The organism is Leifsonia sp. 71-9 (assembly GCF_001898805.1).
Classification (GTDB): domain Bacteria; phylum Actinomycetota; class Actinomycetes; order Actinomycetales; family Microbacteriaceae; genus Leifsonia.
Genome location: NZ_MKVJ01000004.1, coordinates 1 through 23,613 on the forward strand (window position 1 = coordinate 1; position 23,613 = coordinate 23,613).

Annotated in this window: 20 protein-coding genes and 1 tRNA gene; 9 read left to right on the forward strand and 12 right to left on the reverse strand. The window is 69.3% G+C overall.

All coding sequences use genetic code 11. The annotated features are described in order from the left end of the window. Positions 1 to 55: 55 nt before the first annotated feature. Positions 56 to 805 (reverse strand): sigma factor, encoded by a 750-nt coding sequence (locus tag BGO91_RS03665; protein ID WP_290471520.1) that lies wholly within the window; start codon positions 803 to 805, stop codon positions 56 to 58. A gap of 778 nt (positions 806 to 1,583) precedes the next feature. Here BGO91_RS03665 and BGO91_RS03670 point away from each other — a divergent pair. Next, on the forward strand, positions 1,584 to 2,165 hold the full coding sequence (locus BGO91_RS03670) for a helix-turn-helix transcriptional regulator (RefSeq protein ID WP_290471521.1): 582 nt from the start codon (positions 1,584 to 1,586) through the stop codon (positions 2,163 to 2,165). A gap of 12 nt (positions 2,166 to 2,177) precedes the next feature. Next, positions 2,178 to 3,326, forward strand: coding sequence for a site-specific integrase (locus BGO91_RS03675; RefSeq protein WP_290471522.1), 1,149 nt, complete (start codon positions 2,178 to 2,180; stop codon positions 3,324 to 3,326). On the opposite strand, the gene BGO91_RS03680 is transcribed toward BGO91_RS03675, so the two are convergent. The 5 genes from BGO91_RS03680 to serS all read right to left on the reverse strand — a co-directional run bounded on the left by BGO91_RS03680 (position 3,282) and on the right by serS (position 7,379). Beyond that, positions 3,282 to 3,488, reverse strand: coding sequence for a hypothetical protein (locus BGO91_RS03680; protein WP_185275410.1), 207 nt, complete (start codon positions 3,486 to 3,488; stop codon positions 3,282 to 3,284). The genes BGO91_RS03675 and BGO91_RS03680 overlap by 45 nt on opposite strands. A gap of 182 nt (positions 3,489 to 3,670) precedes the next feature. Continuing rightward, positions 3,671 to 3,758 (reverse strand) — tRNA-Ser (locus BGO91_RS03685). Between the two features lie 106 nt (positions 3,759 to 3,864). Continuing rightward, positions 3,865 to 5,160, reverse strand: a complete 1,296-nt coding sequence (locus BGO91_RS03690) for an LCP family protein (RefSeq protein ID WP_290471523.1) — start codon at positions 5,158 to 5,160, stop codon at positions 3,865 to 3,867. 135 nt (positions 5,161 to 5,295) lie between these two features. Then, entirely contained in the window at positions 5,296 to 6,117 is an 822-nt protein-coding gene (locus BGO91_RS03695) for an HAD family hydrolase (RefSeq protein WP_290471524.1), read from the reverse strand. Then, positions 6,114 to 7,379 carry a serine--tRNA ligase gene (serS, locus tag BGO91_RS03700; protein ID WP_290471525.1) on the reverse strand — a complete coding sequence of 422 codons (1,266 nt, stop codon included), beginning with the start codon at positions 7,377 to 7,379 and terminating at the stop codon, positions 6,114 to 6,116. Before serS ends, BGO91_RS03695 begins: the two co-directional genes overlap by 4 nt. A 69-nt stretch (positions 7,380 to 7,448) precedes the next feature. Between serS and BGO91_RS03705 the strand changes: the two genes are divergently transcribed. Next, positions 7,449 to 8,438 (forward strand): diacylglycerol kinase family protein, encoded by a 990-nt coding sequence (locus tag BGO91_RS03705; protein WP_290471526.1) that lies wholly within the window; start codon positions 7,449 to 7,451, stop codon positions 8,436 to 8,438. A 262-nt stretch (positions 8,439 to 8,700) separates the two neighbouring features. Here BGO91_RS03705 and BGO91_RS03710 read toward each other — a convergent pair whose 3' ends face one another. Next, positions 8,701 to 9,351: a hypothetical protein gene (locus tag BGO91_RS03710; protein ID WP_290471527.1), complete on the reverse strand. Its 651-nt coding sequence runs from the start codon at positions 9,349 to 9,351 to the stop codon at positions 8,701 to 8,703. A gap of 28 nt (positions 9,352 to 9,379) precedes the next feature. Then, positions 9,380 to 10,369 (reverse strand): prephenate dehydratase, encoded by a 990-nt coding sequence (gene pheA, locus BGO91_RS03715; RefSeq protein WP_290471528.1) that lies wholly within the window; start codon positions 10,367 to 10,369, stop codon positions 9,380 to 9,382. Positions 10,370 to 10,437: 68 nt separating this feature from the next. On the opposite strand from pheA, the gene pgm reads away from it, so the two are divergent. After that, entirely contained in the window at positions 10,438 to 12,054 is a 1,617-nt protein-coding gene (pgm, locus tag BGO91_RS03720; RefSeq protein ID WP_290471529.1) for a phosphoglucomutase (alpha-D-glucose-1,6-bisphosphate-dependent), read from the forward strand. A gap of 82 nt (positions 12,055 to 12,136) precedes the next feature. Then, the gene (gene ppk2 / locus BGO91_RS03725; RefSeq protein WP_290471530.1) at positions 12,137 to 13,075 is read left to right on the forward strand and encodes a polyphosphate kinase 2; all 939 of its coding nucleotides are present in this window, start codon (positions 12,137 to 12,139) and stop codon (positions 13,073 to 13,075) included. A gap of 17 nt (positions 13,076 to 13,092) precedes the next feature. Here ppk2 and BGO91_RS03730 read toward each other — a convergent pair whose 3' ends face one another. The 3 genes from BGO91_RS03730 to BGO91_RS03740 are packed head-to-tail and all read right to left on the reverse strand — an operon-like array spanning position 13,093 to position 16,140. Beyond that, a complete protein-coding gene (locus BGO91_RS03730; RefSeq protein WP_290471531.1) occupies positions 13,093 to 14,283 on the reverse strand; it encodes a PP2C family protein-serine/threonine phosphatase in 1,191 nt (396 codons plus the stop codon). A gap of 51 nt (positions 14,284 to 14,334) precedes the next feature. After that, positions 14,335 to 15,159, reverse strand: a complete 825-nt coding sequence (locus BGO91_RS03735; protein ID WP_290471532.1) for a M15 family metallopeptidase — start codon at positions 15,157 to 15,159, stop codon at positions 14,335 to 14,337. 48 nt (positions 15,160 to 15,207) lie between these two features. Further along, a complete protein-coding gene (locus BGO91_RS03740) occupies positions 15,208 to 16,140 on the reverse strand; it encodes a DUF1287 domain-containing protein (protein ID WP_290471533.1) in 933 nt (310 codons plus the stop codon). 349 nt (positions 16,141 to 16,489) lie between these two features. On the opposite strand from BGO91_RS03740, the gene BGO91_RS03745 reads away from it, so the two are divergent. Continuing rightward, entirely contained in the window at positions 16,490 to 18,574 is a 2,085-nt protein-coding gene (locus BGO91_RS03745) for an MDR family MFS transporter (protein WP_290471534.1), read from the forward strand. Positions 18,575 to 18,589: 15 nt separating this feature from the next. Here BGO91_RS03745 and BGO91_RS03750 read toward each other — a convergent pair whose 3' ends face one another. Beyond that, positions 18,590 to 19,906 carry a cation:proton antiporter gene (locus BGO91_RS03750; RefSeq protein WP_290471535.1) on the reverse strand — a complete coding sequence of 439 codons (1,317 nt, stop codon included), beginning with the start codon at positions 19,904 to 19,906 and terminating at the stop codon, positions 18,590 to 18,592. Positions 19,907 to 20,214: 308 nt separating this feature from the next. Here BGO91_RS03750 and BGO91_RS03755 point away from each other — a divergent pair, with 308 nt between their 5' ends. The 3 genes from BGO91_RS03755 to BGO91_RS03765 all read left to right on the forward strand — a co-directional run bounded on the left by BGO91_RS03755 (position 20,215) and on the right by BGO91_RS03765 (position 23,613). Further along, entirely contained in the window at positions 20,215 to 21,540 is a 1,326-nt protein-coding gene (locus tag BGO91_RS03755; protein ID WP_290471536.1) for an extracellular solute-binding protein, read from the forward strand. Positions 21,541 to 21,619: 79 nt separating this feature from the next. Next, positions 21,620 to 22,732 carry a carbohydrate ABC transporter permease gene (locus BGO91_RS03760; protein ID WP_290471537.1) on the forward strand — a complete coding sequence of 371 codons (1,113 nt, stop codon included), beginning with the start codon at positions 21,620 to 21,622 and terminating at the stop codon, positions 22,730 to 22,732. Further along, a complete protein-coding gene (locus BGO91_RS03765) occupies positions 22,729 to 23,613 on the forward strand; it encodes a carbohydrate ABC transporter permease (protein ID WP_290471538.1) in 885 nt (294 codons plus the stop codon). Before BGO91_RS03760 ends, BGO91_RS03765 begins: the two co-directional genes overlap by 4 nt.

Sequence of the window (23,613 nt, forward strand, 5' to 3'; positions counted from 1 at the left end):
TTCCGTGTCGTCTTTGGATGCGACACCGCATGGGCGGCCGCGGCACTTGCGCCGATCATGCCGCCTTCTCCAGCTCGAGGACGTCCCGGGCGATCATCAGCAATCGCTTGGCGGTCGCGATCCGGGCTCGCGCCGATCCGGGATGGATGTGGAGAGTAGCTGCGATGGTGTCTGCGTCGTCGCCGATCATCTCGGCGACTTCCCGAAAACCGCCGGTCTCGGGCACGCAGGACACGATCACCGAACCGGTCATTGGCAGTCCCGCATCCGCGGCTGCAAGGGCGGCGAGCACGGTTCGTGCGGTCTGGCACACCCGCTCGCGGATCGTGCGGACACCGCGCTTGGACAGCTGGTGGGCTTCTGCCACCCGCTCGGCGTCGCCGTCGGCCAGGCTCAGGTCGCTCATCACGTGCCAGTCGGATGCGCCGACGTAATCGGCGACCAGCACCATCCACCGGTGCGCGTCAAAGCGGCGAATCATCGCCTCGAGCGGGTCGATGTCCGATTCGGACTCCACGTCGACGTCGACAGTGACGTCGTCCGTCGGGCCATACTTCCGCTCGATCTCCCGGAGCACGACGTGACGGGTGATGCCGAAGACGAAGGCGTGTGGTGACCCCCGCTCCGGGTCGTACGTGGAGGATCGGTGCCAGACCGTCTCCCGGGCGACTTGCAGAACGGCGTCGACCTCATTCGGCCAGCCGCGCAATTGAAAGCGGACGTACGGTCGCAACGTGTCGACTTCACGGAGCAACTCCGTGAGAAGAGCATCCGTCCGCGAGCGGACTTGGGTTCCTCCAGCCACGAGATCACAACCTTCCTTGCATGGAAGTGGCTACTGCGAAGGACCGGGTTCGAGCCGGGGACGGCTCGTCAGAACAGGGCTATGTCAGCGCGAATGGGCGCGCAGGAGCCCTCCTTGGATTAGGAAGGTTGGATGTTCCGAGCTGCGCCGGGGATATGGGCTTCGGGGCGGCGCGCCCGGATTCGATGGTGGAGTGGCGACCTCGACTCTGAAGTTGGGGAGTCTCAGCCACGACGCGTCACCGCCGCCCTGACCCGCTTAGCGAGGCCAGCGATACGGTGAAGAGGGTAAGAATCAGCCGCTCCATTTGGTGCTGCACGCTACCCCCGAACAGGGGTGACACCTCGGCGGCACGCCGGGGTGTACCAGCTGTTCTACTGACAGCTTCCGCACTTCAGATCGTCCATCGGATCCACCGGGACGAGGTATCCATCCACGAAGTCCTGAATGACGCCGGGAGGCTCTGTCGACGGCTCGACTACGCGTATGCTCCGGTCCTCGTCTGCGCGCTCGCTTCCAGCCATGCCAACACCTCCGTCCGCTTGTAGAGCACAGTGCGCGGGGTCGGCTTATAGAAGCGCGGGCCCTTACCGTGATACCGGAGCTGGGCAAGCGCTGCGATGGACAGCCCAGTGAGCTCAACCACCTCAGCAGGCTGAATGAATTCTCCTGTCATCTCATCTCCTCCGTTTCGACAACTCAGGAGTGCTGCAATTGTTGAAACGACCATAGCAACAATTCCACGACTTGACAACAGAAATGGGGATAGGCTGTCGAAATGGCAGACTTCCGATCTGAGACCAGCATCGGCGCGCGCATCAGATTGGCGCGACGTGAACGTGGATTTCGCACGACGAGCGACCTAGCAGAGGCGATTCCGGGCGGGAACATCACCCCCGCGATCCTGGAGAACATCGAATCCGGCCGGAAGGCCGACATCAGCGTCAGCCAGCTCTTGAATATCGCCCGGGGGCTCGATGTGCCGATCAGTATGCTGCTCTCGCCCATCGGACGGCCCGACGCCAAACTCGACCTGCAGAATCTCGGCGAGGACTTCGACGGAATGACCGTGACCGAATTCGATTGCTGGCTTTCAGCGACCCCATCGAGTTCGTATCGGCCTCGATCGGCCGCCGAACGCGTGGACATCTCCATCCTGAACTCGCTTCGCCAGCTCGGGACCCTTCGACGTGAGTTTGACCGCCTTCGGATCGTTCGCGACGTCGGAGCGGCGTCCGGAGACTCCGATCTCACATTCGACTCAAGCGTCGAGGCACGCCTGGAACTGGTCGAGCGCGAACTGGAGCGCGTCGCAGCGCTTCTCACCTCCGCGGGCATCGAAGAGGTGGCAGCACCCTAAGAGGAGGGCGAGATGGGCAGCGTTCTGTCATACGAGTCGGCTGGTGGCCGACGTTATCGCGTCATGTACCGCACCCCTGACCACCGTCAGACCACGAAGCGCGGATTCAAGACGAAGCGTGAAGCCGAGCTCTACCTCGCCACAGTCGAGACGAACAAGGCGCGCGGCGAGTACATCGATGCAAGTGCGGCGAGGGTGACCATCGCATCGCTCGGAGTTGAGTGGCTAGCCAACCAGACTCACCTCAAACCGTCCTCGCTCCGACCGCTCGAGATCGCATGGCGACTCCAGGTTGAGCCGCGCTGGGGACGCGTCCCCGTCGGTGACGTACGACACTCGGATGTCCAGGCCTGGGTAACATCTTTGAGCGCAGAAAGGTCGGCGACGACCGTCTTGCGGGCGTTCGGTGTGCTTGCCGGAATCCTGGACATCGCCGTAAAGGACCGGCGCGTGCCGGTCAACGTAGCCCGCGGATCGCGATTGCCCCGTAAGGTTCCGCGCGCGCACCGGTACCTCACCCATCAACAGGTTCACGACCTCGCCTACGCCAGCGGCAAACACGAACCCCTCGTTCTCCTACTGGCTTACACCGGCCTTCGCTGGGGCGAAGTCATCGCCCTCCGCGTGCGCGACGTCGACTTCACTCGCCGCCGACTCGCCATCTCGGAAAACGCGGTAGAGGTTGGTCCTGCCACCATCGTCGGAACTCCGAAGAGTCATAAGCGTAGGTCGGTGCCGTTCCCGGCATTCCTCATCGACGCGCTGGCCGGCGCAGCCGCAGGCAAGGAGCCGAACGACCTGCTGTTTTCCGGCCGGTTCGGTGAGCACATGAAGCGAGCCACACGGGGTCAACGGACATGGTTCAAGAGCGCACTCGACAGGGCCGGCCTTGACCCGATGACCGTCCACGACCTGCGGCACACCGCCGCCAGCCTCGCCGTGAGCGCGGGAGCCAACGTGAAGGCGGTCCAAAGGATGCTCGGCCACGCCTCAGCCGCGATGACGCTGGACGTCTACGCGGACCTCTTCGATGACGACCTGGACGCGGTAGCTGAAGCTCTGGACGGCGCAGCCAGACGGTCTGTGGCACGACCGCATCTCGCGGAGCGTCAGTCTTCAGTGGTGAGCAGACCAGTAAGCGCCGCCAACGTATTTAGCTAGCTTGCCCAATCCTTTGACGCCGGCCCCTAGGACAACGACAGCGAGCACGAAAACGAACCACGGATAGGCGATGACGTCTGCCACGATCGCGTTCCAGATCATGACGATCGCTTCCCACCTGGCAGCGCGCCACGTATCGAGAAGCCAGCCGACATCGATCATGTCAACATTGAAGCGGTAGCCGCTGACAATCGGCATGTGCGACGCCCGCGATCGCAGAAAGAGGCCCCGGATCACCACCTCGCGGCGGCGTTTGTTGTCAGTTTGTTGTCAAATCGAGCGCCGCAGGTCTGGCGACAAAGACTCGATCCCAGTGATTTACTGGGATCGAGGCGCCCATTCTTTGGCGGAGGGCGTGGGATTCGAACCCACGAGACATTTCTGCCCACCAGTTTTCAAGACTGGCTCCATCGGCCGCTCGGACAGCCCTCCTGGCGCCGGAGACCGGCGTCGCCCGATTCTACCGAACGCCGAAGTTCACGTTGTTGCGTTCATTCCGCCCGGAATGAGCGCAACGTCGTGAACCTCGGCGGAGGGGTCAGTCCTGGAAGGGCTTCGAGCACGTGACCTCGGCGGCGGTCTGGCCGTGCACGTCCGAGGGGAGCGTGACGGAGCCGCCCGTGCCGGCGTCCGTGGAGCCCCCGCTCGTGCCACCGGTCGAGCCGTCGGCCGGAGCCTGGGTCGCCGGGTCGGTCGGAGCGGCCGGGGCCTGCGTCGCCGCGCCCCCGGCAGCCGCTTCCGAACCGATGCCGGTGTCGCCGGTGAGGGTGACGGGCTGGTCGTTCTTCAGCGCCGCCATCAGGGTGTCCGCCGCGTCGACCGTCGGGGCGACTCCGCCGTCCACGTAGTGGTTCGGGTACTGGACGAAGACGACCTTGCTGACGTCGATGTCCTTGAGCGCCACGGCCATCGACGCGATGGTGGTGACGTTCTGGAGGCTGTCGGACAGCTTCATGTTGCCGACCACCGCCTTGGCCAGGCCGTAGACCTTCAGCGGGTTGGTCAGGGTGTCCGCGCTCTTGATCGTGCGGACGAGCGACGAGAGGAAGACCTGCTGGTTGCTGATGCGGCCGAGGTCGGAGCCGTCGCCGACGCCGTGGCGGGTGCGGAGGAACGCGAGCGCCTGCGAGCCCTCGAGCGTGTTGTCGCCGGCCTTCACGTCCAGGCCGGTGTACGGGTCGTTGATGTCACCCGCGACGCAGACGGGGACGCCGCCGACCGCGTTCGACATCTCGATCACGCCGTCGAACTCGATGACGCCGGCGTAGGGGATGTCGAGGCCGGTGAGCTTCTCGACCGTGAGCACGGTGCAGGCCAGGCCGCCGTAGCTCAGCGAGCTGTTGATCTTCTGCCGACTCATCGCGTCGAAGCTGCCGCCCTTGGGGTCGGGGCACGACGGGATGGCGACGAACATGTCGCGCGGGAAGCTGATGACCGTGGCGTTCTTGTGGTCGGAGGAGACGTGGAGCACCATCGTCACGTCGTTGAGCTCCTCGCCGCGGTCACCGTAGGCCGCGTTGCCGCCGCCGCTGTCGGAGCCGGCGAGGAGCACGTTGAACGCGCCGTCCATGGCGCCGACCTTGGGGACGACCGCGTTGCCCTTCTCGTCGACCAGGGTGACCGCCTTGTTTCCCGCGGCCGTGCCGCTGACGTCGAGGACGGCGTAGGCGGCGACGCCCGCCGTCGAGACGCCGAGGACGGCGACCACGGTGACGAGCACGGCGAGGATCGTGCGGAACGGGTGGTGCTGCTTCAGCCGGCCGTGGCGGGCGATGGTCGGTCCTGCGGACTTCTCCTGAGCACGCGCCTGAGCACGGGTCGGCACCTCGTTCATTCACTCCCCTTCACGGAAACGCAGCGGATCCGGCGCGGAATCGCCGGGCACACTATCTCTCAGCTTCGCAGATCACCCTGGCAGAAATCTGGACGATGCGGGCGAAAGGGCTGATCGGGACGGGGAACGCCCCGATCAGAGGCTGGCGAGCAGCTCCGCCAGACCGTCTTCGACGACGGTGCCGACGACGCGGGAGGCGACCGCCTTGACCTCGTCCGGCGCCTGTCCCATCGCCGCGCCGACGCCCTGGGACGCGGCCCAGGTGAGCATGTCGATGTCGTTGCGACCGTCGCCGACCGCCACGACGTCGGAGAGCGGGATGTCGAGGGCGGCGCGCACGCGCTCGAGCGCGGTGGCCTTGTTGACGCCGTCCGGCGCGATGTCGAGCCACGCGGTCCAACCGATCGCGTAGCTGACCTTGTGCAGCCCCATCCGCTCCACGATCGACAGGAACTGCTCCTCATCGTGCTGCGGAGAGACGACGACCACGCGGGTGGCGGGGTGGTCGGAGAGCTCCTCGAAGCTCACCTCTTCGGCGTTGACGAGCTCCCAGTCGGTCATGCCGGCGGTGTAGCGGCGGAAGCCGGTCGGGTCCTCCACCATGAAGCTGCCGCTGGGCAGGTGCGGCCGGATGGTGCGCAGCACCTCGGTCGGGTCGAAGGTCTCGACGAACTCGCGCCGGTATCCCTCGTCGGCGGTCTCGTCGCGGCGCATGGTGAGCGCGCCGTTCGCGCAGACGACGAACTCGCTGTCGAGGCCGAAGGTCTCGTGGATGGGCCGCGCGGTCTCCCAGCTGCGGCCGGTGGCGAGCATCACCTCGTGACCGGCGGCCCGCGCGCGCGTCACCGCTTCGCGGACGGCCTGGCCGACCGTCTCGTCCTCGTGGATGAGCGTGCCGTCGACGTCGAGCGCGATGAGCAGGCGGCGGCCGGCGCCGTCGGGAGCGGAGGCGTTCACCGGGCGATCGGCTCCAGGACCTCGAGGCCGCCGAGGTAGGGCTGCAGCGCCTCCGGGACGCGCACCGACCCGTCCTCCTGCTGGTGGGTCTCGAGGATGGCGACGATCCACCGCGTGGTGGCGAGCGTGCCGTTCAGGGTGGCGACCGGCGAGGTCTTGCCGTTCTCGCCGCGGTGGCGCACCTCCAGGCGGCGGGCCTGGAAGGTGGTGCAGTTGGAGGTGGAGGTGAGCTCGCGGTAGCGGCCCTGGGTCGGGATCCACGCCTCCACGTCGTACTTGCGCGCCGCGCTCGAGCCGAGGTCGCCGGCGGCGGTGTCGATGACGCGGTAGCTGAGGCCCAGCTCCTGCATCATCTCCTCCTGCCAGCCGAGCAGGCGGCCGTGCTCGGCCTCCGCGTTCTCGGGGAGGGTGTAGACGAACATCTCCAGCTTGTTGAACTGGTGCACGCGGATGATGCCGCGGGTGTCCTTGCCGGCCGAGCCGGCCTCACGCCGGTAGCAGGTGGACCAGCCGGCGTAGCGCAGCGGCTCCGTCACGTCGATGATCTCGTCGGCGTGGTAGCCGGCGAGCGCGACCTCGCTCGTGCCGGTCAGGTAGAGGTCGTCGGCCGGCAGGTGGTAGACCTCGTCGGCGTGGGCGCCGAGGAAGCCGGTGCCCTGCATGATCTCGGGCTTCACCAGCGTCGGGGTGATCATCGGGATGAAGCCGTTGCGGACGGCCTTGTCGAGCGCCATGTTCATCAGGGCGATCTCGAGGCGGGCGCCGATGCCGCGCAGGTAGGAGAAGCGCGCCCCGGCGACCTTGGCGCCGCGGGCCATGTCGATCGCGCCGAGCAGCTCGCCGAGCTCCAGGTGGTCGCGCGCCTCGAAGTCGAACGCGGGGATCTCGCCGACCGTCTTGAGGACGACGAAGTCGTCCTCGCCGCCGGCGGGTACGCCGTCGATGATCGGGTTGCCGATACGGCGGAGCACGTCGGAGAACCGGGTCTCGGCGTCGCTCGCGGTGCGCTGCGCCTCCTTCACCCGGCCGGCCAGCTCCTGGGCCTGGGCGACGAGCTCCTTCTTCTGCTCCTTGGGCGCCTGGGCGACCTGCTTGCCGAAGGCGTTCTGCTCGGCGCGGAGCTCTTCGAACGCGGTGATGGCGGCGCGGCGCTCGACGTCGGCCTGCAGGGCCTCGTCGACGACCTCCACGGAATCTCCGCGCGCCTCCTGCGATCGGCGGACGACATCGGGGTTCTCGCGGAGCAGGACTGGATCGATCACGTGCCCCAGCTTATCGACCGCGCCGCCGCGTCTCCTGGTTCTCCACAGGGAACAGGTAGCGTGAAGCCCGTGAACGGACGGGGAGAGGCGCGGGACGCCACGGTCGCCGTGATCTACAACCCCGTCCGCATCGACGTCCCCCGCGTGCGCGCCGCCGTCGAGGCCGCCGCTGCGCGGGCCGGCGGAGTGGAGCTCCTCTGGCTCGAGACGACCCCGGAGGAGGGCGGCCAGGCCCAGGCGCGGGAGGCGCTGGCACGGGGCGCGACCCTCGTGCTCGCCGCCGGCGGAGACGGGACGGTGCGCGCCGTCGCCGAGGCCCTGCGGGATCGCGGAGCGACGCTCGGCCTGCTCCCGTCAGGCACGGGCAACCTCCTGGCCCGCAACCTCGGCGTGCCCTACGCGAACGTCGAGGAGGCGTGCGCCATCGCCTTCGACGGCGACACCCGCGCGATCGACCTCGGCGTCGCGACCGCGACCCGGGAGGACGGCGAGCGCACCGAGCACACGTTCCTCGTCATGGCGGGGGTCGGGATCGACGCGACCATGATCGCGAACGCCCGGCCGGCCCTCAAACGGCGCGTCGGCTGGCTCGCCTACGTCGACGCCGGCTTCCGCGCGCTGCCCAAGGCCCACAAGGTGCGCATCCGGTACCGCCTCGACGACGAGCCGGAGCGCTCGGCGCGCGTCAGCACCATCCTGATCGCCAATTGCGGCACCCTCCCCGGCAACATGGAGCTCATCCCGGACGGCGCGGTGGACGACGGCCTGCTCGACGTGGCGATCCTGCAGCCAGAGTCGGTCTTCGGCTGGCTCACGATCTGGCGCAAGGTGACGTGGGAGAACCGGGTGCTGCGCAAGAGCGCGCTCGGCCGGCGCATCATCCGCTTCACCGATCGCGCCATCCGCACCCGGCTCAGCTATCTGCGCGGCGCGGACGTGCGGCTGCGGATGGAGCAGCCGGAGCCGTTCGAGCTCGACGGCGACGCGTTCGGCGACGTGGTCGCGCTCGACCTGGCCGTCGACGAGGGCGGCCTGCGCGTGCGGGTCCCCCGCCGCTAGCCGCGCCCGCCTCTCCGGACCGCCGCAACTCCGGAACCCGCACGCGCCACGCCGCTCACCTCACCGTACTTCCGGCGCCCCCGCCCGAATCCACGCCGATCACCGGAGTTCCGGTGTTCGGGAGTTCCGGAGTTCCGGCGAGCCGGGCCGGAACGGCGCGGATCGCCGGAGTTACGGCGAGGTGAGCGGCGTGGTGGGGCTGAAGGCCGGAGTTACGGAGGTCCTGGCGCGCAGGTCGGTGCGCGGCGGCGCCGCAGCGGGCCTAGAGCTCGTCGTCCTCGGGCTCGTCGTCGTCCGCCGACGGGGCGCGGCGGCGGGCCGCGATCGCGGTGAGGAAGAGGAGGGCGACCAGGGTCGCGAAGCCGATCGTGATCATCGGTCCGGCGAGCACCCAGCCGATCTGGGTCAGCACCTGCATCCCCACGTCGCCCGCGGCGCCGTTGTAGCTGGTCGTGTAGGAGGCGTTGACGGCCACCGCGTAGATGACGATGCCCAGGACGACGAGCCCGGCACCGGTGATCCACAGGGCGAGCATCAGCGGGTTCCGCCGCGGCGAGAGCTCGGCGCCGGCGAGGAGGCTCGGGACCGCGACCACGGCGGGCGCGGGTTCGGCGACGGCCTGGGGAGCCGGCGTCGGCGCCTCGGCGATGAAGGAGACGGGGTCGGACGGCACGGGAAGCTCGCCCGCGGGAGACACCGTCGCCTCCCACGCGGAGTCGGCCGCCTCCGGTGCGGGGGCCGCAGCTCGCGCGTCGGCGCGCGGCCGGTCGCGAGCCGGTGCCGGAGTAACGGCCCGCACCCGGGTGCGGGCGCGCTCACCGGGCTGTGCGCGGTAGCCGCGCTGGAACGCCGGGTCGTAGCGGGGGTCGAACCCGCCGGGGCGGGCGGTGTCCTGCTCGTCGTCCGCGATCATCTCCGACCTCCTCCTGCTGCTGCGCAGCCTACCCCTGCGGGGTCTCCCCGGCGCCGCCCTCGGTGAGCGACGCGAGCCACTGCCGCGCCTCGGTGAAGACCTCGTCGCGGTAGCGCTGGTCGAAGTCCACCGGCACGCGGTCGGCGCGCGGGTACGAGCCGAGGAACATCACCGACGGGCTGAACCGCCGCAGGCCCAGCAGGGCGTCCGCGACGCGCTCGTCGTGGATGTGGCCGTCGGCGTCCATGACGAACCGGTACCGGCCGAGCGCGTCGCCGATCGGCCGCGACTCGATGAGGCTCAGGTTGATGCCGCGGGTCGAGAACTGCTCCAGGAGGTCGAGCAGCGAGCCGGGGCGGTCGTCCGGCAGCTCGGCGATGAGGCTCGTCTTGTCGGCCCCGGTCGCCGGCGGCACGCTGCGCGCGGTGCTCACCAGCACGAAGCGGGTGACGGCGTTGGGGTTGTCGCCGATGTTCTCGGCGAGCACGACCACGTCGTGGTGGTCGACGATCCCGGGCGGGGCGACGGCGGCATCCGCCGTGCTGCCCTCGAACAGCGAGGCGGCCGCCGCGACGTTGCTCGAGGCGGGCAGGTGCCCGTGCTCGGGCAGGTGCGCGTCCAGCCACTGGTGGCACTGGGCGTAGGCGACGGGATGCGCGTTCACGGTGCGCACGTCGGCGAGGGTCGTGCCCGGCCGCGCCACGAGGACGAAGTTGACGGGCACCAGGTACTCACCGACGATCCGCAGGCCCGGCACGGTCGCGAGGGCGTCCTGCGCGACCGAGACACCGCCCTCGATCGAGTTCTCGATGGCGATCATCGCGGCGACGCTGCGGCCGGCGACGACGTCGGCGAGCGCCTCGCCCACGTTGTTCACGGCCTTCCACCGCTTGCCGCGCGCCTCGGGCACCTGCGCGAGCGCGGCCTCCGTGAACGTCCCGGACGGCCCCAGGAAGCTGTAGACCTCGTCGACGGACGCGGGCAGCTCGGCGGTGGGCTCGGCGGGGTCTGTGGACATGGCGTTCAGCTTAGCGATGAGCGCACTCCCCACTCCCCTCGGCCGGGCGACCGTGGAAGCATAGGGGCATGGATCCCCGAGCAGGCACCCCCGCGCAGCCCTCCGACCTCATCGACGTGGACGCCCTGCGCACCGCGTACTACGAGCTCAAGCCGGATGTGAGCATCCCGGAGCAGCGGGTGGTGTTCGGCACCTCCGGTCACCGGGGCAGCTCGCTCAACACCGCGTTCAACGAGGACCACATCGCCGCCACGACGCAGGCGATCGTGGAGTACCGCACCGGCCAGGGCATCACAGGCCCGCTGTTCATCGGCGCGGACACCCACCTCCTGAGCGAGTTCGCGATGACGACCGCGCTGGCCGTGCTCGTCGGCAACGAGGTGCGCGTGCTCGTGGACGAGTTCGACGACTGGGTGCCGACGCCGGCGGTGTCGCACGCGATCATCGCGTACAACAAGGCCGGTCACCCCGACCAGGCGGACGGCATCGTCGTCACGCCGAGCCACAACCCGCCCGCGGACGGCGGCTTCAAGTACAACCCGCCGCACGGCGGCCCGGCCGACACCGACGCGACCAGCTGGATCGCGGCGCGCGCCAACGACATCATCGCCGGCGGGATGCGGGACGTGCGCATGGCCGAGCCCAGCGGCGTCGAGACCTACGACTTCCGCGGCAGGTACGTCGACGACATCGAGAACATCATCGATGTGAAGGCAATCCGTGAGAGCGGCATCCGCATCGGCGCCGACCCGCTCGGCGGCGCGAGCGTGCACTACTGGCAGGCGATCGCGGAGCGCTACGAGCTCGACCTGACCGTCGTGAACCCCGAGGTCGACCCCGCGTGGGGCTTCATGACCCTGGACTGGGACGGCAAGATCCGGATGGACCCGTCGAGTCCGTCGGCGATGGCGTCGGTGGTCGAGCGGCGCGCCGACTACGACATCCTCACCGGTAACGACGCCGACTCCGACCGGCACGGCATCGTCACGCCCGACGGCGGCCTGATGAACCCGAACCACTACCTCGCGGTCGCGATCGACTACCTGTTCCGCACCCGCACGGGATGGCGGGAGGATGCCGCCGTCGGCAAGACGCTGGTGTCGTCCTCGATCATCGACAAGGTGGCGGAGTCGCTCGGCCGGCGGCTGTGGGAGGTCCCGGTCGGCTTCAAGTGGTTCGTGCCCGGCCTGATCGACGGCTCGGTCGGCTTCGGCGGCGAGGAGAGCGCCGGCGCGAGCTTCCTGCGCTTCGACGGCTCGGTGTGGACGACGGACAAGGACGGCATCCTGCTCGCCCTGCTCGCCAGCGAGATCCGCGCCGTGACCGGCAAGTCGCCCTCGGAGCTGTACCGCGAGCTGACCGAGCGCTTCGGCGACCCGGTCTACCAGCGCGTCGACGCCCCGGCGACGCCCGCGCAGAAGTCGGCCCTCGGCAAGCTCGACGGCGACGCGATCGCCGCGACCGAGCTGGCGGGCGAGCCGATCACCGCGAAGCTGAGCCGCGCCCCCGGCAACGACGCCCCTCTCGGCGGCGTGAAGGTGGAGACCGCGACCGCGTGGTTCGCGGCCCGCCCCAGCGGCACCGAGGACGTCTACAAGATCTACGCCGAGAGCTTCGTCGGCGAGGAGAACCTGCGCGAGGTGCAGGAGGAGGCCAAGCGCATCGTGGGCGACGCGCTCGGCTGATCCGCGCTACCGGATCGCGTCGAACCCTCCGATTTCTACGTCCTGTAGAATTCTACGCATCGTAGAAATCGGAGGGAATCGCATGACGCGCAACCGGGAGGGCACGCAGCCCCGCATCCCGCTGGATCTGTACGGGGCCGAGCTCGAGAAGCTGCAGGCCGATCTCGTGCAGCTCCAGATGTGGACGAAGGCGACCGGTGCGCGCGTCGTCATCCTGTTCGAGGGGCGCGACGCCGCCGGCAAGGGGTCCGCAATCAAGCGCATCACGCAATACCTCTCCCCGCGCATCGCCCGCACCGTCGCACTGCCCGCCCCCACGGAGCGCGAGCGCGGCCAGTGGTACTTCCAGCGGTACGTGCAGCACCTCCCCGCGGAGGGCGAGATCGTGCTGTTCGACCGATCCTGGTACAACCGCGCCGGGGTCGAGCGCGTCATGGGCTTCTGCACCGACGAAGAGTACGAGCGCTTCATGCACCAGGCGCCGACGTTCGAGAAGATGCTCGTCGACGACGGCATCCACCTGATCAAGTTCTGGTTCTCGGTGTCGGAGTCGGTGCAGCACAAGCGGTTCCGCTCGCGCGCGGTCGACCCGCTGCGGCAGTGGAAGCTGTCGCCGATGGATCTCGAGTCCATCACCCGGTGGGACGCTTACACCGCCGCCAAGGAGCGGATGCTCGCCGAGACCGACGTGCCGTGGGCGCGCTGGGTGATCGTCGACTCGGAGGACAAGCGCCGGTCGCGGCTCAACTCGATCAAGTACATCCTCGACGCGGTTCCGTGGGAGCCGGTCGTCACGGAGCAGATCGAGATCCCCGCGCGGCCGGAGGGCGGGATCCGGGAGTCGTCCCGGCTCGGCCGGGTGGTCGCCACGGACTTCGCCGGAGAGCTACTCGCCGAGCACATCACCGCCGCGGACGTCCACCCCTTCCTGCCCGCACCGCCGGACGCCGTCACGAAGAAGGCGAAGTCGAAGGCGAAGAAGGCGGCGTCGCCGAAACCGCCGGTCGGCGAACCCGCCTGAGGCCGCCCCGCCCCCGCTCAGTCGCGGCGGACCAGGATGGCGAGCGCGTCCCCCACGGGCGCGGCGCCGTGCTCGTCGCGAGCGGCGCCGACGATGCGGGAGACCGCGCCGGCCGAGGTCGCCGAGCCGCGCACGCGCGACTGCAGCACGCCGAGGCCGGCCTCGCCACCGAGCGCGTCGAACACGGCGTCGCTGATGACGAGCAGAGCCTCCCCGGCTCCGAGCGAGACGGAGTGCTCGGGCCGCTCCCCCGCGATCCCGAGCGGGAGGGTGGAGGTCTCGAGCCGTTCGATGTCGCCGGTGGCGCGCACCACGAACGCGAGGCCGTGGCCCGCGTCCACGAAGCGCACGAGGCCGTCGCCGTCGATGCGGGCGTGGAAGACGGAGGTGTACGCGGCGAGGCGGTCCAGCTCCTCCTCGATCATGCGCGACGCCTCGGCGACCGCCGGCTCCAGTTCCGCGAAGGCGGTCGCGCTGCGCAGGGCGGCACGCACCGAGGCGGCGATGATGGCGATCGGGCTGCCGGTGCCTACGACGTCGCCCACGGTGACGGTGAAGCCGCCGTCGGTGTCGTACCAGTCGTAGAAGTCGCCCGCGATGCGCTCGCCCGGCTCGCACGCGGCCGCGACGTCGTAGCCGCGCGCGGCCGGCTTGCGGCGCGGCAGGAGCGCGCGCTGCACCACGGCCGTGCGGTCGAGCTCCTCGTCGCGGTCGAGCTCGGCCTGCACCCAGTCGGCGAGGTCGCGCAGCAGCCGCTGCTCGCCGCCGGTCAGGGTGCGCGGCTCGGTGTCGACGACGCAGAGGGTGCCCACGGCCTCCCCGCCGGGCGCGTGGATGGGCTCGCCCGCGTAGAAGCGCAGGTGCGGGTCCCCCGCGACGAACGGGTTGTCGCGGAAGCGGTCGTCGGCGGTGGTGTCGCCGATGATCACGGGCGAGTCGGTCCGCACGGTGAGGTCGCAGAACGAGTCGGCGCGCGGAGCCTCACGGGTGAGCCCGAGGTGCGACTTGCGCCACTGGCGGTCGTCGTCGAGCAGGGTGATGCTGACCATGGGGACACCGAACAGCTGCTGCGCCATCCGGGTGATCCGGTCGAACCGGTCCTCCGGCGCCGTGTCGAGGATCTCCAGAGCCTCCACCGCGCTCTGCCTGCGCAGTTCCGTCTCCAGCGTCCCTACCGCCTCGATGGTCATCCGGCCTCCCGTCGTCACGTCCGTCAAGCCTATCGACGGAGGGTTCGGAACCGGCAGGCCCGGCGGATGTCAGTGGTAGTCCGGGCCGCCGGGGCAGTGGAAGAACTCCTCGAGCGTCGTCACCCCGGTGGCGTGCATCTGCGTCGCGAGCGGCACGCCCACGAACCGGAAGTGCCACGGCTCGAAGGTGAACCCGGTGACCGGGACCTTGTCGGCCGGGTAGCGCAGGAGGAAGCCGAAGCGCCAGGAGTTCGCCGCCAGCCACTGCCCTTGCGGGGTGTCGGCGAAACAGGCGGAGAGGGAGCAGCGGGCGGGCACGGCGCTGATGTCGACCGCGAGGCCGGTCTGGTGCTCGCTGTGCCCGGGTCGCGCGGTGTCGGTGTCGGCGTACGCCTGCCCGTTGCGCGCGACGTCGTCGTCGTACACGCGGGTCTGGGAGTCGAACGAGCGGTAGGCGCTCTGCACGGAGAAGTCGAGCCCGGCCTCCTGCTTGCCCGCCTGGAACATCGCCACCAGGGCGTCGGCGACCTCGGGTCGCATCGGCTGACGGTTCACGTAGGTGACGTCCGGGTAGACGAGCTGGGCGGGGGCGAAGGCGGGCGGCTGGAGGGCGCGCGGCTTGTTCACGACGACCCAGCTGCTCGCCGGGTCGTCGAAGGACTGGGCGGCGGCGTCGAAGCCCGCGGCGGTCGGCGTCGGGATGGTGGAGGGCGTCGGCCGGGCGTGCGGGTGCGCGTCCTGGTCGGTGTGCGAGCGGTCGCGCGTGGGACGCCCACCCGCCTGACTCGATGGCACGGCCGCGCAGCCGCCGAGCGCGAGCAGCACAGCGAGGGCGCCGCCGACGACGGCCGCGCCCAGCGTCGTCGCCCGCAGGCGGGTTCCCCCCGAGATCACGGGCTGAGCATAACCCGTCCCGATGACAGCGAGGTGGTCGCCGTGCGGCTACTTCGACAGGCTCCAGAAGTGCCCGATCGCACCCGGGTGGTCGACGGTGATGGTGGTGTCGAGGTCGCGGTAGTCGGTGTCCTCGTTGTGGCCGACCATCTTGATCTTGATCTGGCCGTTCACGTTCTCGACGGCCGAGACGATCTGCACGTGGTCGAGCGAGTCGTTGTCGTTCCAGTCGAACATCACGATGTCGCCGACCTTGATCTTGTCGCGCTGGTCGAGCGGGTACTCGGTGAGGCCGAGGGAGGCGGCGTTCGCCTGGAAGTAGGCGTCCATCGAGGGCACGTAGCCCCACGCCGGGCTCCAGTCGGCGGCGGCGTTCTTGTTGTACCAGTCGTCGTTCATCGTCCAGCCGCGGGCGATGAGGGTCTGGCTCACGAAGTTGGCGCAGTCGCCGCCCACGGAGTTGAGGTCGCCCCACTCCGCGGAGTTGTAGTTCTTCCAGTACGTCATCGCGTAGGCCAGCTGCTTGTCGACCGGGGTCTGCACCTGGTAGTCGTACGTCTTGCCGTCGGTGGCGACGGTCTTGCCCGACTTGTCGGTGACGGCGATCGGGACGGCGCCGGCCTGGAAGCCCTGCGCGGCGGGCACGTCCACGGTGACCTTGCCCGCCGAGGCGGCGGTCACGACCGCGGGCTGGCCGCCGATCTGCACGCTCGCCACGTTCTGGAGGTTCGACCCGGTGAGCGTGACCGTGCCGCCCGAGACGCTCCCGGCGGCCGGCTGGACGGCTGCGACGCTCGCGGCGGTCGGGGTCGATTTCGTCGATGCACCGGCCAGGGCCTTGGTCGCGGCGGACGGCTCGCCCGCGCAGCCGGTGAAGAGGAGCGCGGCGGAGGCCGCCACGGCGATCACGCCGGCGACGCGGCGGCGGCGGCGGTGCGGTGCTCGTCCGGGGGAACGAGGGATGGAGCTGAGAGAACTCATACGTCCTTCGGAGGGGATTCGGAGGGTGACGGGTCCGGGATGCTTCCACGGTACGCCTGTTAGCTATGCGCCACCTGGACGGGGGCCACCGCGCGGCGTACCGTCGCGAGAGTTCCGCAGGATTCCGCGGATCGCGCGCGTGCGTTCGCCCCTCGCGAACGTGCGCCTGAGCGCGATCCCCGCGTTGCTCAAAGACGCGCACCGGGTGTAACTTTGCACTCTCCGCAAAAATCTTCACGACTCTCACACCGATGTGACGCCCGCGCACCGGGCGTCTCGCTTTCGACTCTCGACTCGGAGCTCAATGTCCAGCACTGCCCCCGCGGCGCCCGCCGCACCCAAACCGATCATGTCGCACCGACAGATCCTCTTCGTGATCTTCGGTCTCATGGCCGGCATGTTCCTCTCGGCCCTCGACCAGACGGTCGTCGGCACGGCCATCCGCACCATCGGCGACGACCTGCACGGTCTGAGCCAGCAGGCGTGGGTGACCACCGCATACCTCATCGTCTCGACCATCGCGACGCCCATCTACGGCAAGCTCTCCGACATCTTCGGCCGGCGCCCGCTGTTCATCTTCGCGATCGTCGTCTTCATCATCGGCTCGATCCTCGCCAGCTTCTCGACCTCCATGATCGAGCTGGCGGCGTTCCGCGCCATCCAGGGCCTCGGCGCCGGTGGTCTGATGTCGATGCCGCTGGCGATCATGGGCGACATGCTCGCTCCCCGCGAGCGCGCCAAGTACCAGGGCTACTTCCTCGCCGTCTTCGGCATCTCGAGCCTCATCGGCCCGCTGGTCGGCGGCCTGTTCGCCGGCGCGAACCAGATCCTCTGGATCGCCGGATGGCGCTGGGTGTTCCTCGTCAACGTGCCGATCGGCCTCATCGCCCTCGCGATGGTCCTGCGGTTCCTGCACCTGCCCAAGCGCGAGCGCGGTTCGGTGCGGATCGACTGGTGGGGCGCGACGGCCGTCGTGGTCGCCCTCGTCCCGCTGCTCCTCGTCGCAGAAGAGGGCCGCGACTGGGGCTGGGACAGCGTGGGGGCCATCGGCTGCTACGTGCTCGGCGCCATCGGCATCCTGGCCTTCATCCTCATCGAGATGCGCATGAAGGACGACGCGCTCATCCCGCTGAAGCTGTTCCGCTCGAACACCTTCTCGATGGCCACCATCATCGGCGTCTTCGTCGGCTTCGGGATGTTCGGCGCGATGCTGACCCTCCCGCTGTACCTGCAGCTGGTGCTCGGCGCGACCCCGACCGAGTCGGGTCTGCAGATGCTCCCGATGATCCTCGGTCTGATGATCTCGTCGATCGCCTCCGGCCAGATCATCGCGCGCACCGGCCACTACCGTCAGTTCCCGATCATCGGCACCGCGCTGCTCTCGGGCGGATTCTTCTACCTGACGTTCATCAAGTACGACTACTCGTACTGGTTCATCGCCGGCGCGATGCTGCTCATCGGCCTCGGCCTCGGCCAGCTCATGCAGACCCTCACGATCGCCAGCCAGAACTCGGTCGGCGTGCGGGACATGGGCGTCGCGACCAGTGCCTCCACGTTCTTCCGCCAGATCGGTGGAACGCTCGGCACCGCTGTGCTCCTCTCGCTGCTGTTCACGGTCATGCCGAGCAACATCAAGACGTCCCTGGCGGACGAGCCGACGCTGAACAGCGCGCTGAACGCGGCGCTCGACCCGGCCGTGGCCCAGGCTCCCGAGAACAAGCAGATCATGGAGCAGAGCTACAACAAGATCGTCACGGAGCTCGAGGACAAGACGAAGTCGGGCATCCAGTCGGGCGTCACCAAGGCGCAGGACGCGGCCAAGCAGGCCGTGGCCGACGCCGTGGCCGCCGGCCAGATCCCGGCCGCCGCCCAGGAGCAGGCGACCGCGGCCGCCGTCGAGAAGGCGACCGCAGCGGCGGGCACCGCGATCACGGCGAAGGCCCCGTACGCCTCCGTCGCCCCCGACGGCACCGTCACGCTCGACTTCTCGAACGACACCGTGCGTCAGAACTTCGTCGACTCGGTGGCCCCCACGCTGTCGAGCACCCTGAAGAAGTCGACCGCGGCGACCGGCAGCGGCAACCTCGACGACACGTCGTTCCTGAACGACGCCGACCCGCGTCTGGCCAAGCCGTTCCTGGTGGGCTTCAACGCCTCCGCGATCCAGGTCTACTGGGTGGCTCTGATCGTGGTCCTGATAGCGTTCGTGCTCACCTGGTTCTTCAAGACCCCGCCGCTGCGCGCGAAGTCGGCGCTGCAGGAGGCCGCGGACGCGAAGGCCGAGAAGGACGAGGCCGACCGGCGCGAGGAGGAGAACGAGGATGTCGGCATCCTCGCCAGCCGCGCGGCCGCCGAGGTCGGCGCGCTGATCGAGCCGGGGGCGGACACCGCCTCGCTGCGCGCTCAGCGACCGCAGACCTCCGCGGGCGAGTAGCGCCGCACCAGCAGCTCAGCCTCGATGGCCGTCGTCCCCCGGGACGGCGGCCATCGTCGTGCCGGGAGTCATCCGGCGCAGCACCAGCGGTGCGGCGACGCCGTGCAGCAGGATGCTGCCCACGACGGTCAGCACCGTGACGCCCAGCACGTCGCCGCTGTCCGCCTCCGGGAGGCGGTTGAAGGCGAGCAGGCCGAACACGATCGACGCCGTCCCCCGCGGCCCCATGAGTCCCAGGAAGGTCCGGTCGCGCCATCCGATCGGGGAGCCGAGCATCGCCAGGTAGACCGGCACCGCGCGGAACGCGGTGAGCGCCAGCACGGCGATCACCAGCAGGCGCCAGTCGATGCCCTCCGCGATGACCGCCGTCGTCATGCCGCCGAGGATGAACCAGACGAAGTTGGAGGCGACGGCGCTGGCCTCCTCCACGAGCAGGAGCTCCTCGTGCGGCACCGAGCGCAGCTCCGTGCGCCGCGTGCGCGCCACGCGGTAGATCACGCCCGCCACGAACGCCGCGACGAAGCCGTTGGCGCCGAGGCCGTGGAGGGTCGCGACGCCGTAGGCGAGCAGCGGCGTGAGGAGTGTGACGAAGCGGATGCCGGTCGAGTCCGCCCAGCCGCGGCGCGCGGCCCAGCGGGTCAGGAGGCCGAGCGCGCCTCCCAGCAGCACCCCGACCGCGACGGCGGAGACCGTGGCGGGCACGGCCCCGAAGAAGGCGTCGAAGAAGTCCGTAAAGTCCTTCTCCAGCTGGGTCTCGTCGCCCGCGGCCTCCCCGCCCGTGTCGACGATGCGGAGGAGCGTCGGGAGCGCCACGGCGATGGCCAGCGACATCCCGAACACCGGCGAGACGAGGCCGTCGTTGTAGCCGCTCTCGACGTTGAGGATGCGCCGGACGCGGGCCGGGATGCGCTCGGAGCGCAGCAGCGCGGTGGCCGGCGCGAAGTCGGTCGGCATCACGATGCAGGCGATGACGATGAGCACGAAGACGCCGGTCTGCGGCAGCAGCCAGACCCCGGCGAGGACGACGAGCGCGAGCGAGAGCGGCAGCGCGATGAGCACGAGGCGGGCCAGGGAGCGCCCCTCGCCGCCGAAGAGGCCGCCGCGCACCTCGCACGCGTCGACGAAGAGCAGGACGGCCAGGATGAGCTCCACCACGTGCTGGGCCACGTCGCTGTCGATGGCGGCGGTGAAGGCGGACACGTTCGGCAGGACCACCAGCGCGCCGAGGGCGGCGAGACCGGCCGGCCCCGCGATGCCGACCCGGTCGAACCGGTGGGCGACGAGCGACCAGAGCGCGACGGCGGCGAACCCGATGAGGATGATGATCGGCATCCACGGTCTCCCCTCGTCGTCGTCCAGTCTGCTCGGCGGCGGGGAGGCTGCTCCACCGGGACACGAGGCGGATCAGGTCACGATTAGGTCACGGCCGAACGCGGGGCAGCGCGGAGTCCCGCGGAATTCCGCGACGCCCAGTTCCCCGTCTTTTCAACGGTGAGAGCGCGACCACGGTTGCGCTTGACATTGCCACCGGAGTCGTTCTAGATTCTCCAGCAACGCGTGAGAGCGCTCTCACGGTCGCGAACTGAGAGCGCTCTCACAGCGCCTCATCAGACCCAGCACACACCACAAGGGAGTGAACCGTGAAGCTTTCACGACGCACCAAGGTCGCGGCCGCCATTGCCGGCGCCGCGTCCTTCGCCCTCCTCGCCGCCGGCTGCTCATCGAGCGGCAGCGACGGCGGGAGCAGCTCTGACCCGATCACGCTGACCGTCACGACGTTCGGCACGATGGGCTTCGACAAGCTCTACTCGCAGTACGAGAAGGAGCACCCGAACATCAAGATCAAGGCGACCAACATCGACACCGGTGACAACGCCCTGACCGACTGGCAGACCAAGGAGGCGGCCGGCAGCGGCCTCCCCGACGTCCAGGCGGTCGAGGAGGGCTGGCTGTCCAAGGTCATGCAGGTCTCCGACCAGTTCAACGACCTCAAGGACTACGGCGCCGACACGATCAAGGACCGCTGGGTCGACTGGAAACTGAAGCAGGCCACCGACAAGGACGGCCGCATCATCGGCTACGGCACCGACATCGGGCCGGAGGGCCTCTGCTACAACAGCAAGCTCTTTGCCGCGGCCGGTCTGCCGAGCGACCGCGACTCCGTCGCCAAGCTCTTCGGCGGCGACGACGCCACCTGGGCCGACTACTTCAAGGTGGGCGAGCAGTACAAGGCGGCCACCGGCAAGGCGTTCTACGACCAGTCCGGCTTCCTCTGGAACGCCATGGTGAACCAGCAGCCCGAGGGCTACTACACCAAGGCCGGCAAGCTCAACATCGAGAACAACTCCGACCTCAAGGCGCTGTGGGGCCAGCTGGCCGACGGCGCCGCGGCCGGCCTCTCCTCCAACCAGACCCAGTGGGACTGGGGCAAGGGCAAGGCCTTCACCGACGGCTCGTTCGCCACGTTCGTCTGCCCGGGCTGGATGCTCGGCGTCGTCAAGGGCCAGGTCGAGGCGGGCGGCGGCAACGCCGACACCGGCTGGGACTTCGCCAACGTGTTCCCGGGCGGCGCGGCCAACTGGGGCGGCTCGTTCCTGACCGTGCCGAAGCAGTCGAAGCACCCGAAGGAGGCGGCCGACCTCGCCGCCTGGCTGACCACCGCGAAGTCGCAGGTCGCCACCTTCCAGGCCGCCGGCACCTTCCCGTCGGTGACCGCGGCGCAGAGCGACCCCGGCGTGACCGGTGAGAGCGACCTCACGAAGTTCTTCGACAACGCTCCGATCGGTCAGATCCTCGCCGAGCGCGCGAAGGGCGTCGTCGCCCAGTACAAGGGCCCGGACGACTCCGTCATCCAGTCGCAGGTCTTCGGCCCGTCCGTCCAGGAGCTCGACTCCGGCAAGGCGAACGGCGACCAGGCCTGGGCCAACGCCATGACGCTGCTGAACCAGCTGGTCGTCAACAAGTAGGCACCACCCTCCCGGGCCCCCGCCGCTCACCGGCGGCGGGGGCCCGCACCCCGCACGACCCGACCCACCGGAGATCCGCATGACAACCGTCACCCGCCAGGAGACCGCCGCCGCGGCCCGGCGCGACCGGGATGCGCGCAACGCGCTCACCTTCAAGCAGAAGCTCAACCGTTTCGACGTCAAGGCGTCGCCGTACTTCTACGTGGCGCCGTTCTTCATCCTGTTCGGCCTCGTCGGGCTGTTCCCGCTGGTCTACACGTTCGTCGTGTCGCTGAACAACTGGAACCTGCTCACCGGCCCCGGCGAGTGGGTCGGCTTCAGCAACTACCTCACCGAGCTGAAGGACCCGTTCTTCTGGAACTCGCTCTTCAACACCCTCAGCATCTTCCTGCTCTCGGCCATCCCGCAGCTGATCGGCGCCGTCTTCATCGCGGCCATCCTCGACCAGAACATCCGCGCCAAGACGTTCTGGCGGATGAGCGTCCTGCTCCCCTACGTGGTCACCCCCGTCGCCGTCACGCTGATCTTCTCGAGCGCGTTCGACGAGAAGTACGGGCTGATCAACAACATGCTCCAGGCGATCGGCCTCGACCCCGTGATGTGGAAGACCGAGACGTTCCCGTCGCACGTCGCCATCGCGACGATGGTCAACTGGCGCTGGACCGGCTACAACGCGCTCATCCTGCTCGCCGCCATGCAGGCCGTGCCGCGCGACATCCACGAGTCCGCCTCCCTCGACGGCGCGGGCGCCTTCCGCCGCTTCTTCTCGATCACGCTGCCGAGCATCCGCCCGACCATGATCTTCGTCATCATCACGGCGACCATCGGCGGCCTCCAGATCTTCACCGAGCCGAAGCTGTTCAACCCGTCGAGCGCGGTGCCCGGCGGCCCGCAGCGGCAGTACCAGACCACCGTGCTCTACCTGTGGGACATGGCCTTCAACCGGCAGAACTTCGGCAAGGCCTCCGCGATCGCGTGGATGCTGTTCCTGCTGATCGTGCTGTTCGGCCTCCTGAACTTCTTGATCTCACGCCGCATCGCCTCCACCGAGGCGCGGCTGCACACGAAACGGACGGCGAAGCGGCTCGCGCGCAGCCGGGCCGCCGCATCCCGCACCGGCATCGACAGCGGCGACTCCACCGCCGAGGGCGCCCGCGCTCTCGCCGCCGCCAGCGAGGAGAAGAACCTGTGACCACGACCGCCTCCAAGCCGCGGACGACCGCCGCGCAGCGCCCGCCGAAGCGCAAGGCCCTCGGCATCGACCGGCGCCCCGGCTTCCTCACCTACGGCATCCTGTTCGTCCTCTTCGTCGGCAGCGCCTACCCGCTCTGGTGGTCGGCGGTCGCCGGCTCCAGCGACAGCACCGTCCTGACCGCTACCTGGCCGCCGCTGCTGCCGGGCGGGCAGTTCTGGAAGAACGTCGGCGAGGTGCTCGGGACCGTGCCGTTCTGGCAGGCGCTCGGCAACTCGATCATCGTCTCCACCGTCATCACCGTCTCGGTCGTGCTGTTCTCGACGCTCGCCGGCTACGCCTTCGCCAAGCTGCGCTTCCGCGGCCGCGAGGGGCTCATGGTGTTCGTGATCGCGACGCTGGCGGTCCCGACGCAGCTCGGCATCATCCCCCTCTTCATGGTGATGAAGCAGTTCGGCTGGACCGGGACGCTCGGAGCGGTGATCGTGCCGACCCTCGTCACCGCGTTCGGCGTGTTCTTCATGCGCCAGTACCTCGTCGACGTGATCCCCGAGGAGCTGATCGAGGCGGCCCGCGTCGACGGCGCCAGCATGATCCGCACCTTCTGGCACGTCGGGGTCCCGGCCGCGCGGCCCGCCATGGCGATCCTCGGCCTCTTCACCTTCATGACGGCCTGGACCGACTACCTCTGGCCGCTGCTCGTCGCCCCGCAGAACCCCACCCTGCAGGTCGCCCTCAGCCAGCTGCAGTCCGCCAAGTACGTCGACTACTCGATCGTGCTCGCCGGCGCGGTGCTCGCGACCATCCCCCTGCTCATCCTCTTCGTGCTCGCCGGCCGGCAGCTGGTCTCCGGCATCATGGCCGGCGCGGTGAAAGGCTAA